Source organism: Motiliproteus sediminis, from assembly GCF_017912535.1.
Lineage (GTDB): Bacteria > Pseudomonadota > Gammaproteobacteria > Pseudomonadales > Balneatricaceae > Motiliproteus > Motiliproteus sediminis.
The window spans coordinates 71,653-89,720 of the sequence record NZ_JAERQK010000008.1; the positions used below are offsets into that span (position 1 = coordinate 71,653).

The 18,068-nt window shown below is 59.3% G+C and carries 10 protein-coding genes; 9 read left to right on the forward strand and 1 reads right to left on the reverse strand.

Annotated elements, in window-relative coordinates:
* Positions 1–71: 71 nt before the first annotated feature.
* On the reverse strand, positions 72–2,606 hold the full coding sequence (locus tag JJQ76_RS13700; protein ID WP_210397435.1) for a putative bifunctional diguanylate cyclase/phosphodiesterase: 2,535 nt from the start codon (positions 2,604–2,606) through the stop codon (positions 72–74).
* A 605-nt stretch (positions 2,607–3,211) separates the two neighbouring features.
* On the opposite strand from JJQ76_RS13700, the gene JJQ76_RS13705 reads away from it, so the two are divergent.
* The 9 genes from JJQ76_RS13705 to JJQ76_RS13745 all read left to right on the forward strand — a co-directional run bounded on the left by JJQ76_RS13705 (position 3,212) and on the right by JJQ76_RS13745 (position 18,043).
* Positions 3,212–5,074, forward strand: coding sequence for a DUF1302 domain-containing protein (locus JJQ76_RS13705; RefSeq protein WP_343232540.1), 1,863 nt, complete (start codon positions 3,212–3,214; stop codon positions 5,072–5,074).
* Positions 5,075–5,127: 53 nt separating this feature from the next.
* Entirely contained in the window at positions 5,128–6,486 is a 1,359-nt protein-coding gene (locus tag JJQ76_RS13710) for a DUF1329 domain-containing protein (protein ID WP_210397437.1), read from the forward strand.
* 385 nt (positions 6,487–6,871) lie between these two features.
* The gene (locus tag JJQ76_RS13715) at positions 6,872–8,005 is read left to right on the forward strand and encodes a YCF48-related protein (protein ID WP_210397438.1); all 1,134 of its coding nucleotides are present in this window, start codon (positions 6,872–6,874) and stop codon (positions 8,003–8,005) included.
* Complete coding sequence (locus tag JJQ76_RS13720; RefSeq protein ID WP_210397439.1) at positions 7,998–10,397, forward strand: efflux RND transporter permease subunit; 2,400 nt, start codon at positions 7,998–8,000, stop codon at positions 10,395–10,397. The genes JJQ76_RS13715 and JJQ76_RS13720 overlap by 8 nt, the downstream gene beginning before the upstream one ends.
* Positions 10,387–11,262, forward strand: a complete 876-nt coding sequence (locus JJQ76_RS13725; RefSeq protein WP_210397440.1) for a universal stress protein — start codon at positions 10,387–10,389, stop codon at positions 11,260–11,262. Before JJQ76_RS13720 ends, JJQ76_RS13725 begins: the two co-directional genes overlap by 11 nt.
* Before the next feature lie 14 nt (positions 11,263–11,276).
* Positions 11,277–12,314 carry an AraC family transcriptional regulator gene (locus JJQ76_RS13730; protein ID WP_210397441.1) on the forward strand — a complete coding sequence of 346 codons (1,038 nt, stop codon included), beginning with the start codon at positions 11,277–11,279 and terminating at the stop codon, positions 12,312–12,314.
* 257 nt (positions 12,315–12,571) lie between these two features.
* Positions 12,572–14,719 (forward strand): fatty acid oxidation complex subunit alpha FadB, encoded by a 2,148-nt coding sequence (gene fadB / locus JJQ76_RS13735; protein WP_210397442.1) that lies wholly within the window; start codon positions 12,572–12,574, stop codon positions 14,717–14,719.
* Between the two features lie 13 nt (positions 14,720–14,732).
* The gene (fadA, locus tag JJQ76_RS13740; protein ID WP_210397443.1) at positions 14,733–15,908 is read left to right on the forward strand and encodes an acetyl-CoA C-acyltransferase FadA; all 1,176 of its coding nucleotides are present in this window, start codon (positions 14,733–14,735) and stop codon (positions 15,906–15,908) included.
* A gap of 338 nt (positions 15,909–16,246) precedes the next feature.
* On the forward strand, positions 16,247–18,043 hold the full coding sequence (locus JJQ76_RS13745) for an acyl-CoA dehydrogenase C-terminal domain-containing protein (protein WP_210397444.1): 1,797 nt from the start codon (positions 16,247–16,249) through the stop codon (positions 18,041–18,043).
* Positions 18,044–18,068: the final 25 nt, after the last annotated feature.

The window sequence follows — 18,068 nt, forward strand, 5'->3', positions numbered from 1 at the left end:
CCCCCAGAAGGTGATATAAAAACGCCGGGCTTTGCCCGGCGTTCCTTTATCTGCGACCACTGACGTGAGTTTTACGCCTGCTTGATCCGAGGGCCGAGAAACACGCCGCACTGATCGACGGGCAGCGGACGCGAGAGCCAGTATCCTTGAATCAGGTCACACTGCATCCGCTTGAGCGCTTCGCGCTGTTCCTTGTGTTCAACCCCTTCGGCAATAGCCCGTAGGCCGAGACCGTGGGCGAGCTGGATGGTTGAGCGGATAACATGGGCGCCCTTGGGATCATCAATCACGTCGATCATCGACTTGTCGAGCTTGAGATAGTCCACGGGCAGTCCCTGCAGATAGGTGAGCGAGCTGTAGCCGGTTCCGAAGTCATCAATCGCCAGCTTGACTCCCAGACTCTTGATCCGCTCCAGGGTGCGTTTACCGTCGTCAAGATTGTCGATCAGCATCGATTCGGTAATCTCAAGGATCAGGGTGTGGGGGGCAACACCGGTACCGGCCAGGACCTCGTCGACCGTGGCCACGATGTCGGACAGCATCAGCTGACGTGGCGATACGTTGACGCTGACACAGAGTTCATCGTTGCCCTCGGTCTGCCACTGTTTGAGTTGCAGGCAAGCGGTTTCCATCACCCAGCGTCCCACATCGACGATCAAGCCGCTCTGCTCCAGTAGCGGAATAAATTCCATCGGCGAGATGAAACCGTACTCCTCGTGCTGCCAGCGGATCAGCGCTTCGAAGGAGACGATCCGGTCATCGTCGAGGCTCTGCTTGGGCTGATAGTAAAGCTCAAACAGCTGGTGGCGGATGGCAGCCGGCAGGTCTCTCAGCAGGCGAGTCTGGCGTGCCGCTTTCTTCCGCATCTCGTCGTTGAACATCTGGAACAGGCCGACCCCTTCGCTTGACGCGTGGCGCAGGGCGTAGTCGGCTGCTGCCATCAGTTCGTCTACCTCACGGGCGTCATCAGGGTAGATGGACATCCCTCCGCTGAGACTGATCTCCACCCGCTCCCCATCGAGCGTGATGGGGTCGTTAAAACGCAACAGTGTGCGTTCGCCAAGCAAGACGCCATCCTCCGCCTGACTCAGATCCTCAAAGATAATGGCGAAGTCATCACCACCAAGGCGGGCGACGGCGGGCAGATCGTTGTCGCCGTCCCGCAATCCCAGTCCATCGGAAAGGCGGATCGAGCTGCGCAGACGGTCGGCGATCGCCATCAGTACCCGGTCGCCCACGGTATGGCCGAGGGTGTCATTAATGGCGCCGAAATCATCAATATCCACGAACATCAGGCCCAGGCGGTTTTTATGCCGGTCGGCGCGGGCCATCGACTGCTGCAGTTGGCGGTACATCAGGGCACGGTTGGGGAGTGCGGTCACGCTGTCGTAATGGGCCAGTCGTATCAGCTCCTGATGATGACGTTGCTGATCCCGGTTGGCTTTGATGAAGATCGCCAGCAGCAGCGCCAGCAGGCCGACCCGAGCGCTGATGCCGACGAACAGCTCCTGGCGCAACGGCGCGGTGAGTGCCTCGATCTGTGCCGGCGACAGGTAGTGGTGCAGCTGCCACTGACCGTCGCTGACGATATCCAGCACCAGTGTGGTGACCCGGCCATCGCTCTGGTCGAGGGCGTTGTCATCCGCACCGCTAAGAAAGCCGTGGCGGCGGTCGGCAATACGAATACCGTGGGTGTCCTGGGTGAGCAGAAAACCTGTGGGTTGCTCCGGAAGCCGCCATCCGGCTGCGCTGGCAGCGGCTTTGTCCTCGGGGGTGACCGGCACGAAGGGGCGGCCGACCAGCAGCGCCTCCAGCACGTTGGCGCGGAGTACGGCGGAAATCATCCCTTTGAACTGCTGCGTGTCGAGATCGAACACTGGCACCGAGTACAAAAGGCCATAGGTATCGCGGACATCATCTTCGCTGGTTGAGCCGTACTGGCTGTTGTCGCAGGTGCGCATCAGCGGCGAACTGATCGCAGGCACCTGAGTGATATCGTTGGAGAATGACCAGCTGGGGTAGTGCTGTTCGAACCATGCCAGTTGCTTCACGTAGTGACGATATTCATCCAGCTCGTACTCTTCCGGCACATCCTCATGCTGGTCGGCTCCAATGATTGAGTTGATGCCGACAATTTCGCCGTCGTACATGAAAAACGGCACTTCGCCCTGATCTGGCTGAAAACCATCGAGGATGTAATAGATCTCTGACAGACGAATACTGTGGGCCAGGTTTTTGTAGATCTGCTGAATGGTCTGGTGGGTGCCGAGCGGTAGCCTGCCCTCTGCTACCACGTTGGCGTCAGCGTTTGGCCGGTTGCCGCCCTCAACGTTACGAATGCTCGGGAGTAACGAAATGGTGCGCGTATGTTCGTAAACCGCTCCCAGCAAGCGCTCGATCTCATCGCGCTTGCCATCCAGCAATCGCTGCTGGTGTTCGCTGATTCTTTGTTCCGTGCGCTGCTGATAATCGGTGACGAGGCTGTTTATGTTCAGCCCCCAGAGAACCAGGATGACGGTGACCATCAGGCGGACGAGGCTGGAGCCTGCGAAGGTCTTGGCTTGGCTTTTTTTCCAGAGGCTGGCAATAGAGTCCTGACGGTCCATGGAAGTCCTTGAATACGGGTGCTCGACAGCGTCGACACCACAAAGTTGCATGGCGGTTACAGCATAGGGGAATCGCTGCCTTATTTAGATGATGCGCATCAACAATTGGTGAATCGGTGCGATCCAGGGCGGTAACGCGAGATACGGTAATCGCCCGCGACTGACGCAGGCTTGCTCCATTTTTGGGAGGCGACGAAGAGCTCTCAGCAATGGGCTGGTTGTTTTTGATACTAACGGCAAGGTTGCCCGGTGTTATATGAGCGGCGAGAGGGGCGCTGTTAATCCTTGTGGGTGGGTAAAGTGACATATGTTTATCGCTGCCGATGGTTCACTGATTTTTTTTGTTACTCTATGCGGCTTTTTTTGCTATTGAGTGATTCTGTACGAGAATTGATCATGACAGCCGTTGCTGTATCCCTCAGTACTGGCAGACCAGCTCGGATTGCCCGGTGTGGTGCAGCAACAAACCTATAACAACAATCGCTGCGACGATGCGCGTGGCACTACCCGCTGTCAGTCCCGGCTTGATAGCCGCGGCGGCACGATGAAGGTGGCGAAATATGGCGATAACAATAATTAGCGCGCCAAAGGTGCAGGACCGGTCAGTGAAGCGCAGTGCGCCTCGCCTGATGCGTATGCCTTTGGTTACCCTTGTCTCTGCTTTGATGTGGCAACCTGCCCATGCGCTGGAGTTTACCCTCGGCGAAGTTGAGGGGCGGTTCGATTCCAACCTCTCCATCGGTGCCAGCTGGCGGATGGAGGATTCCGACCAATCGCTCATCAGCGTGTTGAATGGCGGCACCGCCGCTGGCAACGCGGTCAACGATGATGGCAACCTCAATTTCGAGAAGCGCGATACCTTCTCCAAGATCTTCAAGGGCGTTCACGATCTGTCCCTGACCTACAAGAATATGGGGGCCTTTGTTCGCGGCAAGTACTGGTACGACTTTGAGCTGAAGGACGAGTCCCGCCCCTGGGGGCATGTCAACAACGGCTACGCTGCGGGCGATGCGCTCAACGACGACGGCTTCAACGACTACGCCAAATTCTCCGGTGCCGAAATTCTGGACGCTTTTGTTTACGGCAACTTTGATCTGGGTGACATGCCCGCCACCGTACGTGTCGGCCGGCAGGTGGTGAGCTGGGGCGAGAGCACCTTTATCCAGGGGGGCATCAATGCCATCAACCCCATCGATGTGGCCGCCTTCCGTCGCCCCGGCGCGGAGATCAAAGAGGGCTTGCTGCCGGTTAACATGCTATTTGGCAGCGTAGGGGTGACCGACGCACTCAGTGTTGAAGGCTTTTACCAGCTGGAGTGGGAAGAGACCGCCATCGATGGTTGCGGCACCTACTTCTCCAATGTGGATTACATCGCCCAGGGATGTGATGTGTTGACGTTGGGCTCGGTCGCGTTCCTGAATGGCTTTCCCCAGTTCGCTGGCGATGCGGCGGCGTTCAATAACGGTTTCTATGTTGAGCGCGGTGGTGAGGGCCATCGGAAGCCGGATGATGACGGGCAGTTCGGTTTGGCGTTTCGCTACTATGCCGAGGAGTTGAATGCCACCGAGTTTGGTTTCTACTACATGAACTATCACAGCCGCTTGCCGGTCGCCAGCGGTATCACCACGGGCTACAACTGGTTGATTGGTGATGTAACGGGTGACGGCATTCCGGATACCACGCCGCAAACCTTTATCCCGGTAGGTAATCCGGCGGGGGCATTGGGACAGAATCCGGTTTACTTCAGCGAGTACCCGGAAGATATCCAGTTGCTTGGCTTGAGCTTTGCCACCACGGCAGGTGAGCTGGCGGTATCCGGCGAGATCAGCCACCAGCGCGATGTACCCATTCAGATCAATGGCGCCGACCTGGTTGGGGCCATCCTGTTTGCGGGTAATCAGACCGGCAATCCGATGAACGGTCGGGTTCAGGCTGCCGTTGCCAATACGGTTGCGACGCAGTCCGCTTCAGGCACTGAAGTGCGAGGTTACGACCAGTTTGATGTCACCCAGGCACAGGTGACGGTAGCCAAGTTTATCGATCAGATGATGGGTGCCAGCCGCATCACCCTGGTGGGTGAACTGGCGGTTAACCACATCCACAGCTTTAAGGATGCCGATGAAGGCGGAATCCGCTACGGTCGTGCCAGCGAGTTTGGTCAGGCCGGAACCGATGGTTTCGTTACCCAGGACTCCTGGGGTTATCGCGCGCGGGCGATCTTCTCTTATCCGGATGTAATCGCCGGAATCAACCTCAAGCCCAGTGTCGCCTGGTCCCATGATGTGAACGGCTACTCGCCGGTTAATACCGGCTTTGTCGAGGACCGAAAAGCGATCAGCTTCGGTTTGGGGGCTGAGTACCGTAATACCTATACCGCCAATCTGTCGTACACCCGCTTCTCCGGTGGCGACTACGATACCCTCAAAGACCGCGACTTCCTGTCCGCCAGTCTGGGTGTGTCTTTCTAAGCGTGAATTTGATACCGGGAAGGTGCGTCCTTCCCGTGGAGAGGACTTTTGTTATGCGATTACAGAACCTGAAGATGCTGCCTGTCGCAGCGCTGGTGGCGGGAATGAGCTGGCAGGCTGCGGCCGCGGTTTCAGCCGACGAAGCGGCGCGACTGGGCAATGACCTGACTCCGGTCGGAGCGGAGAAGGCCGCCAATGTCGAGGGCACGATTCCGGCTTGGAATGGTGGCTTTAACGCTGATTTTAGCGGTGACCGTTTTGTCGATCCGTTTGCGGGCGAGCAGCCACAATTGACGATCACTGCGGCCAATATGGAGCAGTACAAGGACAAGCTGACCCCGGGCCAGATGGCGATGCTGGCCAAGTATCCCGACAGCTACAAGATGAATGTTTATCCCACGCATCGCACCGCAGCGTTCCCGCAGCATGTGTACGACCTGGCGGCCAAGAACGCGGTTAACGCGAAGCTGGTTGATGGCGGTAACGGCATCGACAACTTTGACGAGACGCTGCCCTTTCCGATCCCGCAGGATGGCATCGAGGCGATCTGGAATCACGTCACCCGTTACCGCGGCGGCTCGGTGGAGCGGACGCTGGTGCAGGTGCCGGTCCATCGTAACGGCGATTTTACCCCGGTGCGTTTTTACGAGCGCCTGGTGTGGCCTCAGTACCTGAAGGAGGGCTTCGATCCAGACAAGGATGGCAATATCCTTAGCTACTTTACCCAGAAGGTTGAGGCGCCGGCGCGCCTGACCGGTAACGTGCTGCTGATCCACGAAACCCTCAACCAGGTCAAGCAGGGGCGTCAGGCATGGGTCTATAACGCCGGTCAGCGCCGTGTTCGCCGTGCGCCGCAGGTGGCGTATGACGCCCCTGGCACCGCGGCGGACGGGCTGCGTACTTCCGACAATCTGGATATGTACAACGGCGCACCGGATCGCTATGACTGGAAGCTGGTGGGCAAGAAGGAGCTCTATATCCCCTACAACAGCTTTAAGCTGGCTTCGCGCGACCACAAATACACCGACATCATCAAGCCGGGGCATTTGAACTCCGATCTGCTGCGTTATGAATTGCACCGGGTCTGGGTGGTGGAAGCGACCCTGAAAGAGGGTGAGCGCCATATCTATGCCAAGCGTACCTTCTATATCGATGAGGACAGCTGGCAGATCGCGGTGGTTGATCATTACGACGGCCGTGGCGAGCTGTGGCGCGTGGCTGAAGCGTATGAGATGCAGTTCCGCGATGCCAAGGTGCCCTGGATTGCTGCAGAGGCGCTCTATGACCTGCAGTCGGGCCGCTACCTGGTGGGTAGTCTGACCAACGAAGAAGAGGCTGGATTCCAGTTCGGCACCGAGTTCAGTCGGCGCGACTTTACCACAGCGGCGATTCGCCGGGCCGGTACGCGCTAGGCGTTAATAACGGCATAAAGAAACCGGGCATGGCCCGGTTTTTTTATGCCCGCTCTATGGTGGCTGAAGGGGGCGTGCCAGGGCTTTAAGTCGTTCCTTTGTGGGCGAAAATGTAACTATCTGGAGCAGCAGTGGTTGTTAATGTTACCCGGCAGGGGCGTTTTTGACATTGAGTGATGAACCGGGGCTCAGTATCGTCTACGCCTTGAAATAACGTATTGGTGGGCTTTTCGTCTCGCATGATGTTGCGGATTAATTGAGTTGTTTGTCGATTAATCCAAAAGCGGTTGCTAGATTGAACATTGTTGTCACCAAATAAAGCCAATAATCATAAAACAGGCTGGTTATGTCAGGTTCAGGCTTCATTCCGGTAGCATTACCGCCCATGGCGCGTCGGTGCTACCCCCTCGGGCACCTTCAGGTGCTGTTCATCCTTTCCCTTGTTTTCTGGCCACTTTGGGTACAGGGGGCTGAACGGCTCGACCGCCTTGAGCGGCCGGCGGTCAGTTCTTCACTGGCGCCTCATTCGTTATTACTGGATATCGCAGAGGCGGATGGTCTGCTGGTGGCGGTCGGAGAGCGCGGGCACGTGGTGCGCTCGGAAGATGCCGGGCAGAGCTGGCAGCAGGCCGAGGTGCCGGTCAGTGTGACCTTGACCAGCGTGCATCTGGTTGATGACCAGTACGGTTGGGCTGCAGGCCATGATGGCGTGGTACTGGTGACCGATGACGGCGGTCGCCGCTGGCGCAAGCAGCTTGACGGCCATCAACTGAATGAACTGGTGGTCAATCATTATCAGGCGCTGCTGCAGCAGGTAGATGCCGGTGAGCGTGATGACCTGGATCCAGAGCTGGTCGCCACGGCGCTGGATGATGCGCTGTTCGCTCGCGACGATGGCCCTTCCAAGCCTTTTCTGGATATCTATTTTGCCGATCGCCAACAGGGTTGGGTGGTTGGTGCATACGGTCTCTTTGTGCGCACCCTTGATGGCGGGCAGAGCTGGCAGCCGGCGATGTTGGCGCTTGATAACCCCGATAACTTTCATTTGAACGCGATAGCCGCCGCCGAGGACGTCTTGATGATAGCCGGCGAAGCGGGGGCGCTGTTTCGTTCAGTCGATCAGGGCCGCAGTTGGGAGCGCCTGGATGCCGGCTATGAGGGTCCGTTGTTCAGTGTAACCGCCCTTGGTTCTGCAGAGCAGTGGCTGTTGAGCGGGCTGCGCGGCCGCTTGTTTGTCAGTGCTGATGGCGGTCACAGCTGGGAGGCCTTTGAAACCTCCACCCGCTCCACGATCAATGCCGCCTCGCTGCTACAGAGTGGTCAGCTTCTGGCGGTAGGCAATGGCGGTGCAGTACTTCGCGGCAGTCAGCAGCACGGCACCTTTGAGGTGCGGATGCAGGCGGATCGGGTGTCCTATACCGGGGTGGTGGAGTTGGCCCCGGGGGAATTGGTTTTGGTGGGCCAGAAAGGGGTGGTTCGCGCCTCGTTGAACGGGTTGATGGAGGCGCGCGATGAGTAAGTCGTCCTTGTCTGCGGCGGGGCTGCTGAGTCAGTCGGAATCGTTACTGGAGCGGTTGGTGTTTCGTAACCGCCCGTTGATGTTGCTGCTGTTTTTGCTGCTGAGTCTGCTGTTGGGCTGGCAGGCCACGGGGCTGCGTCCCGATGCCAGTTTCTCCAAGATGATTCCCGGCGATCATCCTTACATCCAGAACTTCATGGCCCACCGGGATGATCTGGCGGGTCTGGGAAACGCCGTGCGTATCGCGGTAGAGGCGAGGCAGGGGGATATTTTCGATGCCGACTATCAGCAGGCGCTGAAGCAGATCACCGACGAGGTGTTTTTTATTCCCGGGGTGGATCGTTCGGCGTTGAAGTCGCTCTGGACGCCCAATGTCCGTTGGAAAGAGGTGACCGAAGAGGGCTTTGTCGGCGGGCCGGTGATTCCGGATGGCTATGACGGTTCGCCGGAGTCGCTGGAGACGCTGCGGATGAATGTGCTGCGCAGCGGGCAGGTCGGCAGTCTGGTGGCCAACGATTTCCGCTCCTCGGTCATTCATGCGCCGCTGTTTGACGTTAACCCCGAAACCGGTGAGCGACTCGATTATCAGGCGTTTTCCGAGCAGTTGGAAACGCTGGTGCGGGATAAGTACCAGAGTGATCTGATCACGATACGTATTACCGGCTTCGCCAAAGTGGTCGGTGATCTGATAGAGGGCGCCGCCCAGGTGGTGTTGTTTTTTGCCATGGCGCTGGGGATTACCGCGCTGCTGCTCTATCTCTATACCCGCTGCTTGCGCAGTGCGCTGGTTACGCTCGGCTGCTCGGTGCTGGCCGTTGTGTGGCAGCTGGGGTTGCTGCGGGCGCTGGGCTATGGCATCGACCCCTACTCGATGCTGGTGCCTTTTCTGGTGTTCGCCATCGCGGTGAGTCATGGGGTGCAGGTAGTCAATGGCATGGCGCTTGAGGCGGTGCGCGGTGCCGATCCGCTGACCGCGGCGCAGCGGGCCTTTCGGGCGTTGTATATTCCGGGGCTGACTGCGCTCCTGAGCGACGGTATCGGCTTTGTCACCCTGATGGTGATCGATATTGCGGTGATCCAGGAGCTGGCGGTTGCCGCCGCAATCGGGGTGGCGGTGATCGTGTTGACCAATCTGGTACTGCTGCCGGTAGTGATGTCCTACCTGCCGGTCAGCGACAAGGCGTTGCGGCACCTCAGCCGCCAGCAGGCTAGCTACAAACTGTGGGGTTGGCTGCAGCGCTTTACCCGGCCGCAGGTAGCCAAAGTGACCGTGGCAGGGGCGCTGGCGTTGGCCCTGTTTGGGGTCTGGCAGGCGCAGGGGCTGCGCATCGGCGATCTCGATCCCGGTACCCCGGAGCTGCGCCCGGATTCGCGGTATAACCTCGATAACGCCTTTATGACCGACAACTACAGTACCAGCAGCGATATCTTTGTGGTGATGGCGAAAAGCGCTCCCGAGCAGTGCATCATCTATGACAACCTGCAGCTGATGGATCAGTTTCAGTGGCATATGGCCAATGTGCCGGGGGTGCAGTCGGCGGTGTCGCTGGTGGATGTGGCCAAGCTGACGCTGGCCGGTATGAGCGAGGGCAGTCTCAAGTGGCAGGCCCTCAGCCGTAATCAGTATCTGCTCAACAACACCATGAACTTCGTCCCCCAAGGGTTGGTTAATGCGGACTGTTCGTTAACCCCGGTGATCATATTCTTGAACGATCACAAAGCAGAGACGCTGGAGCGGGTGGTTGATGCCGCCACCGCCTTTGCTGATCGTTACAACTCGGATCAGTTGCAGTTCCTGTTGGCTGCCGGTAACTCCGGTATCGAAGCGGCGACCAATGAGGTGATCGGTCAGGCGCAGTACCAGATGTTGGCACTGGTTTACGCTGTGGTCGGTTTTCTCTGTCTGCTGACCTTCCGCTCCTGGCGCACGCTGGTCTGTATTCTTACACCGCTGGCATTGACCTCGATCCTGTGTCAGGCCTTGATGGCCTGGCTCGGTATCGGCGTCAAAGTGGCGACCCTGCCGGTGATCGCGCTGGGGGTCGGTATCGGGGTCGACTACGGCATCTACATCTACAGCAAGCTGGAATCTTACCTGATTCGGGGGATGTCGCTGGGCGACGCCTATCTGGAAACCCTCAGAACCACCGGGCGGGCGGTGGCCTTTACCGGGCTGACGCTGGCGATCGGTGTTGGCACCTGGATGCTGTCGCCGATTAAGTTTCAGGCCGATATGGGCATCCTGCTGACCTTCATGTTCCTGTGGAACATGCTCGGTGCGTTGATCCTTATTCCGGCATTGGCGCGGCTGCTGCTCAGGCCTCGCCAGCCGCGTGAAGACGGACATGAACTGTCCGAGACCCCGGTAGAGGAGATCCGCGATGCGGTTTGAAAAACGAATCCTGGTAGCGATCAAAGGTAGTGTCGGACCCGAGGCCGTGGTCGAGCGTACGCGTTTGATCGCCGGACGGCTGGGAGCGGAGGTATTGCTGATGGCCGCCAGCCGCAGTTTGGGCGCGGCTGCCGAGGAGCATTTGGCGATGGCACGCGCCGCGCTGGAGCAGGCGGGAATAACTGTTAGCGTGGTGCCGCGTCAGCGCCGCGATCTGCTGACCGATCTGGTGCTGACCGCCCGGGAGCGGGAGTGCGGCCTGCTGATCAAGGCGCCGGATCGTCCGCGCGGGCTGGATGTTGTGTTGCCGCCACGTGATTGGAAGCTGTTGCGCTGTTCGCCCTGTCCGGTGCTGATGGTGCGGCGCTCCTCGTCCTGGGTGGGTGCTCCGCTGTTGGTGGCGATCGATGCGGCGCCGGGGGATGCGGCCCATGCCGGCCTCAATCAGAAACTGTTGCGCCTGGGGGGCGAGATCGGCCGTCTGGGAGAGATGCCACTGGAGCTGGTCAGTGCCTATCCGGCGCCGATGCAGTCCAGCGACCGGCTGCATCAGTCCGCCGAGGAGATGGCGCGAGTCTACCGGGCGCAGGCGGAGGCCTTGTGCCGCGCAGAAGCGGTACAGGCGGTGGCGATCCATATCGATGAGGGGCCGGCGGAAACCCTGATACCGCAGCTTGCCCGCGAACGTCAGCCGGGCCTGGTGGTGCTGGGTACTGTTGCCCGGCGCGGCCTGAAGGCTGCGCTGTTGGGGGGCAACACCGCCGAAGCGATCCTGTCCCGTCTCGCCGGTGATGTGTTGACCCTGCAGCCGCAGGGCAGTGACGAGGTGCTTGAGCTGCTGGCCGACACCGACGTCAGCGAGTAAGTAAGGAGTTACCCATGAGTTTGTCTACCACCACGGTGCCGAGCAGCTATGTGCTGTCTCTGGTCAAGCTGCTCGAAGCGCAGGGCACCGACCCGCAACCGTTGCTGGAAGCGGCGGAGATCGAGCCGCAGGAACTGGAACGCGCCGAGATCGAAGCCAAGAAGTACAGCAAGCTTTACCAGAAGTCGATGCTCGCGGTGCGCGACGAGTATTTCGGCATGCCCAGCGGTGGGCGGGTGCCCAACGGTACCTTCCGCATGATGTGTCTGTGCATTATTCACTGCAAAACCCTGGGGCAGGCGGTGCAGCGCTGTTCCGAGTTTCACGAGATCTCCCGCGGCTCCAAGGTCAAGCCGGTGCTGGAGCAGCGTGGACGCAGCGCCTCCATCGGTATGGGGGGGGTTGAGGGCGTCGACGAGGAGCAGTTCGCGGGGTTGATGAGTGCCTGCCCGCCGGCGGTGATTCGTACCGGCCTGTCGGCCTGGCATCACTTTCTCTGTTGGCTGGCCGGGCGCCGGGTGGAGCTGACCGGGGTTGATTTCAGTTTTCCCAAACCGGACGACGCAGCCGACTATGAAGTGCTGTTTCAGGCACCGATCCGGTTTGCTCAGGCGCGCAATCAGTTGCGCCTGGAGAGTGGTCAGCTGGAGCTGCCGCTGGTGCAGACCGAGGAGAGCCTTGAGGGTTTTCTTAAGACCGCACCCTATCAGCTGCTGGTGATGGTTGATGGGGATAACAGTCTCAAGTCGCGGGTGCAGGCGATCATCGGTCGCGATTTCAGCCGTGAAATGCCCAGTGCTGAAGCGGTCGCCAAGAGTCTCAACATGTCGGTGACAACATTGCGCCGGCGGTTGCAGTCCGAAAATACCTCGTTTCAGAAAATCAAGGATGAGTGCCGGCGCGAAGCGGCTACCAACTACCTCAGCTATCCCGATCTCAGCAATAACGACATCGCCGCCTTGATGGGCTTTGACGAGACCAGTGCTTTCTTTCGCTCGTTCAAGAAGTGGACCGGAATGACGCCCGGAGATTACCGCCGCAGTGTTTTGTAGTGGCGGAATATGTAACGGACGGGTGGCTGGACTAGTCTCTGTTAAGGCGCTTTTGAACTCTTTTGTTACCGTTTTTTGATCATCGACATTCGGCCTGGTTGGTCGCTTTTGTTACAGAATGGGGGGGTAAAAGTCATTGTCGCTGTCGCGCGCCTGACGCCACAATGTCGGCTACCTACTACGACGGTTCGCACCGGGGTGCGAACTGAACATCATAAGCACCCGGTTTCGATCCGGGCCAAACGATGGGTGATACCATGATCTATCAAGGAAAAGCCTTCAAGGTGCTGCAGCTCGAAGACCGTGTGGTCGAGCTGCAGTTCGACGCTGAAGGCAGCACAGTCAACAAGTTCGACCAGCTGGCGTTGACCGAGCTGCCGCAGGCGATCGCCGCGATCAAGGCGCAGTCTGATCTGGGTGGTGTGCTGATCAGCAGCGCCAAAGACGCCTTTATTGTGGGTGCCGACATCATGATGTTCGGCGCGGCATTCGCCAAAACCGACGACGAGCTGGTCGAGATGAACATGGGTATCAATCGCGTGTTCATGGAGCTGGAGTCGCTGCCCTGTGCGACCGTTGCCGCGATCAATGGGCTCGCGCTGGGCGGTGGTTTTGAGTACTGCCTAGCGGCTGACTTCCGGGTCATGGTGGAGAAAGCCAAGGTGGGTCTGCCGGAAGTGAAACTGGGCATCTTCCCCGGCTGGGGCGGCACTGTGCGCCTGCCGCGCCTGATCGGCGCCGATAACGCCATCGAATGGATCTGCAGTGGCAGTGAGAAGCGTGCCGATAAAGCCCTGCACGAGGGCGCAGTCGACGCAGTGGTGCCGGCGGACAAGCTGCGTGACGCCGCGCTGGCACTGCTGGCCCAGTGTCGCGCCGGTAAGATCTCTTACCAGGCCCGTCGTGACGAGAAACAGCAGCCGCTGAAACTCGGCCAGTTGGACCTGATGATGACCTTCGAAACCGCCAAGGGCTTCGTGGCCGGCAAGGCCGGGCCGCACTATCCGGCGCCGGTAGCAGCGATCAAGGCGATGCAGAAGCACGCCATGCTGCCGCTGGAGAAAGCGCTGGAAGCGGAAGCCAAAGGGTTCGTCAAAGTGGCCAAGACCGATGTGTGCCAGAATCTGGTTGGCCTGTTCATGAGTGATCAAGCGATCAAGAAGGCCGCCGGAGCTCATGCCAAGATTGCCGCTAAGGTGAAGCAGGCGGCGGTACTCGGTGCCGGTATCATGGGGGGCGGTATCGCCTATCAGTCGGCGGCCAAGGGTACTCCGATTCTGATGAAAGATATCGCCGAGCCTGCGCTGCAGACCGGCGTCAACGAGGCGGGCCGATTGCTGGTGGGGCAGGTCGAACGCGGCCGGATGAAGAATACCGATATGGCGGCGACCCTGGGTCGTATTCGTCCGACCCTCAGTTACGGTGACTTTGCCGATGTTGACCTGGTAGTCGAGGCCGTGGTTGAGCATCCTGCGGTGAAAGGCAAAGTACTGGCCGAGGTGGAGCAGCAGGTGGGCGACAACTGTGTGCTGACCTCCAATACCTCCACTATCTCCATTACTCGCCTGGCTGAATCACTGCAGCGTCCCGAGAACTTCTGCGGTATGCACTTCTTCAATCCGGTGCACCGGATGCCGCTGGTGGAAGTTATCCGCGGCGAAAAGTCCAGCGACCAGGCGATCGCCACCACGGTGGCTTATGCGCAGGCGATGGGCAAAACCCCGATCGTGGTAAACGACTGCCCCGGCTTCCTGGTTAACCGGGTGCTGTTCCCTTACTTTGCCGGTTTTGCCGGTCTGGTGCGCGATGGCGTCGACTTCAAGCGCATCGACAAGGTGATGGAGAAGTTTGGTTGGCCCATGGGGCCGGCCTACCTGCTCGACGTAGTCGGCATGGATACCGCGGTACATGCCCAGGGGGTGATGGCCGAGGGCTTCCCCGACCGCATGGCTAAGGACTACGACAGCATCATCGACTTGATGGCGGCGGCCGAGCGCTTTGGTCAGAAGAACAGCAAGGGCTTCTACAACTACGAGAAAGATCGTAAGGGTAAGCTCAAGAAAGTGGTTTCCGACGAGGTGGACGCGCTGGTCGCCAAGGCCGCGGTCAATAGCATTGAGATCAGCGACGAGCAGATCATCGCCCGGATGATGATCCCGCTCTGCATCGAGACCGTGCGCTGCATCGAAGAGAACATCGTGGCCACTGCGGCAGAAGCCGACATGGGGCTGATCTACGGTATCGGTTTCCCGCCTTTCCGTGGCGGTGCGCTGCGCTATGTCGATGCCCAAGGGCTGGCCGCGTTCTGTGACTTGGCCGACCAATTCGCCGATCTTGGCAAGCTCTACCAGCCGACCGAGGCGATGCGCGCCATGGCTTCCAACAATCAGTCGTTCTATCAGTAAAGGAGGTATCGAGATGAGCCTGAATCCCAACGATGCTGTCATCATTGATGCCGTGCGGACCCCGATGGGCCGCTCCAAGAACGGCTGTTTCCGTAACGTACGCGCAGACGAACTGTCCGCCGCGCTGATCGACGCGCTGCTGGAGCGCAACCCCGGCGTGGATCCCGCCGCGATCGAAGATGTGATCTGGGGCTGCGTTAACCAGACCCTGGAGCAGGGCTTCAACGTGGCGCGTTCGGCGTCGCTGCTGAGTCGGCTGCCCTATACCACCTCGGCGCAGACGGTGAACCGTCTGTGCGGCTCCTCCATGTCGGCGCTGCACACTGCTGCGCAGGCGATCATGACCGGTAACGGCGATACCTTCATGGTCGGTGGCGTCGAGCATATGGGGCACGTGGCCATGACCCACGGCGTGGATATCACTCCTTCGCTGAGCAAGCATGCGGCCAAAGCGTCGATGATGATGGGCCTGACTGCCGAGATGCTCGGCAAGCTGCACGGTATTACCCGTGAGCAGCAGGATGCCTTTGGCGCGCGCTCGCACCAGCGGGCGCATCAAGCCACGCTGGCAGGTGGTTTTGCTAACGAAATCGTGCCGATTCAAGGGCACGACGATAATGGCTTTAACAAGCTGATCGAGGTGGATGAAGTGATCCGCCCGGAAACCACCGTCGAGACCCTGTCGACCCTTAAGCCGGTATTTGATCCCAAGAACGGTACCGTCACCGCCGGTACCTCCTCGGCGTTGTCCGATGGCGCGTCGGCGCTGCTGGTGATGTCTGCTGCGCGCGCGCAGGAGCTGGGGCTGACGCCGCGGGCGAAGATTCGCGCCATGGCGGTCGCCGGCTGCGACCCGTCAATCATGGGTTACGGTCCGGTACCGGCGTCCAAGAAGGCGCTTAAGCGCGCCGGATTGACCGCTGCGGATCTCGACTTTGTTGAGCTCAACGAAGCCTTCGCGGCGCAGGCGTTACCGGTGCTGAAGGATCTCAAACTGCTGGATGTGATGGAGGAGAAGGTCAACCTGCACGGTGGCGCCATCGCACTGGGTCACCCGCTGGGTTGTTCCGGCAGCCGTATCATCACCACCCTGCTCAACGTAATGGAACAGCGCCAGGGCAGCCTCGGTCTGGCGACCATGTGTATCGGCATGGGCCAGGGGGTGGCAACCGTGATCGAACGGGTCTAAGCTGAGTTCAGAGTCGCTCACGCGGCTCGTCTCCTTGGAGAGGCGCCCCGGGAAACCGGGGCGCCTTTTTTGCTCTAGGGAGTGTTCTGTTTGGTTGTCGCTGTCAGTGTTGTTGTCTGCTATGGCTGTAGGGGCTCGCTGTGGTAAAAGTCACGAGTTTGTTGGCTTTAGGTGCTGTTTTTGTTTCTTGTTTCGGTTGTTTCCGGTCGTTTTTGTCACCTCATTGGGCGTGTTTTGCTATTGTTGATATGGTGTCGCTGGGCGATCCTTTCAACACTGTGACGAGCCCGCTGACACCGCTGGTGGGGCGATACTGATAACAACAGGGGAATCCTGAGATGCCTGACTATAAAGCGCCGCTGCGAGATATTCGCTTCACCCTCAACGAACTGCTGGATATGCCGCAGCACTATGCGGCTTTGCCGGGAGCCGAAGACGCCACCTCTGAGCTGATCGACGCCATTCTCGAAGAGGGTGCCAAGTTCGCCGAGAACGAGCTGGCACCCCTTAATCGGGTGGGTGACACCGAGGGTTGTCGCTGGGAAGAGGGTGAGGTGATCACCCCCACTGGATTCAAAGAGGCGTATGCCAAGTTTGTCGAGGGCGGGTGGCCATCCCTGGCGCACGACCCTGAGCTGGGTGGCCAGGGGCTGCCGGAATCGCTGGGTATCGTGATTAACGAAATGGTGGGCAGCGCCAACTGGTCCTGGAGCATGTATCCGGGCCTCAGCCACGGTGCCATGAATACCATCGAGCAACACGGTACCGATGAGCAGAAGCAGACTTACCTGACCAAACTGATCGACGGCAGTTGGACCGGCACCATGTGTCTGACCGAACCCCACTGCGGCACCGATCTGGGCTTGCTGCGCACCAAGGCGGAGCCGGCCGAAGATGGCAGCTACCGGATCAGCGGTACCAAGATCTTTATCTCCGCCGGAGAGCATGACATGGCCGAAAATATCGTCCATATCGTGTTGGCTCGTCTGCCCGATGCGCCGGCCGGCACCAAGGGAATTTCGCTGTTCATCGTGCCCAAGTTTAACCTCAACGCCGATGGTTCCCTCGGTGAGCGTAACGCGGTCGCTTGTGGTTCGCTGGAGCACAAGATGGGTATCCACGGCAACGCCACCTGCGTGATGAACTTTGACGCTGCCAGAGGGTTCCTGATCGGGCCGCCCAATAAGGGCCTGAACTGCATGTTCACCTTTATGAACACCGCGCGCCTGGGGACGGCGCTGCAAGGGCTGGCACACGCTGAAGTCGGTTTTCAGGGATCCCTCGCCTATGCCCGGGAACGTCTGCAGATGCGAGCGCTAAACGGCCCGGCGGCCCCGGAAAAGCCGGCCGATCCGATCATTGTTCATCCGGACGTGCGTCGCATGCTGCTGACCCAGAAGGCCTTTGCCGAAGGCGGCCGGGCGCTGATCTACTACGCCGCACAACTGGTGGACAAGACCAAGCATGCCAGTGAAGAGGAGAAGGCGCAGGCTGAGACGTTACTGGCGCTGCTGACGCCGATCGCCAAGGCGTTCCTGACCGAGGTGGGCTTTGAATCCGCCAACCTGGGGCTGCAGTGCTTCGGTGGTCACGGTTATATCGCCGAGTGGGGGATGGAGCAGAACGTGCGTGATTCGCGTATCTCCATGTTGTATGAGGGCACCACCGGCATTCAGGCGCTCGACCTGCTCGGTCGTAAAGTATTGATGAGCCAAGGCGAAACACTGAAGGCGTTTACCAAAATCGTGCACAAGTTCTGCAAGGAGCAGGAGGGCGACTCCGCCATGGCGCCTTTTGTTGCGCCGTTAGCCAAACTCAACAAGGAGTGGGGCGAACTGACCATGCAGATCGGTATGAAGGCGATGCAAAACCGCGACGAAGTGGGAGCCGCGTCAGTGGACTATCTGATGTACTCTGGTTACGTGGTGCTGGGTTACTTCTGGGCCCGATCGGCCAAACTGGCGCAGCAGGCGCTGGCCGCTGGTAGTGACGAAACGGCCTTCTATCAGGCCAAACTGGCCACCGCTGATTTTTACTTCAAGCGCCTATTGCCGCGCACTCAGACGCTGGCAGTAACCATGACCGCCGGTGCCGAGTCGCTGATGCAACTGGATGACGAGGCGTTCGCGTTTTGAACTTTGTAAATACTACCCGGCCGTT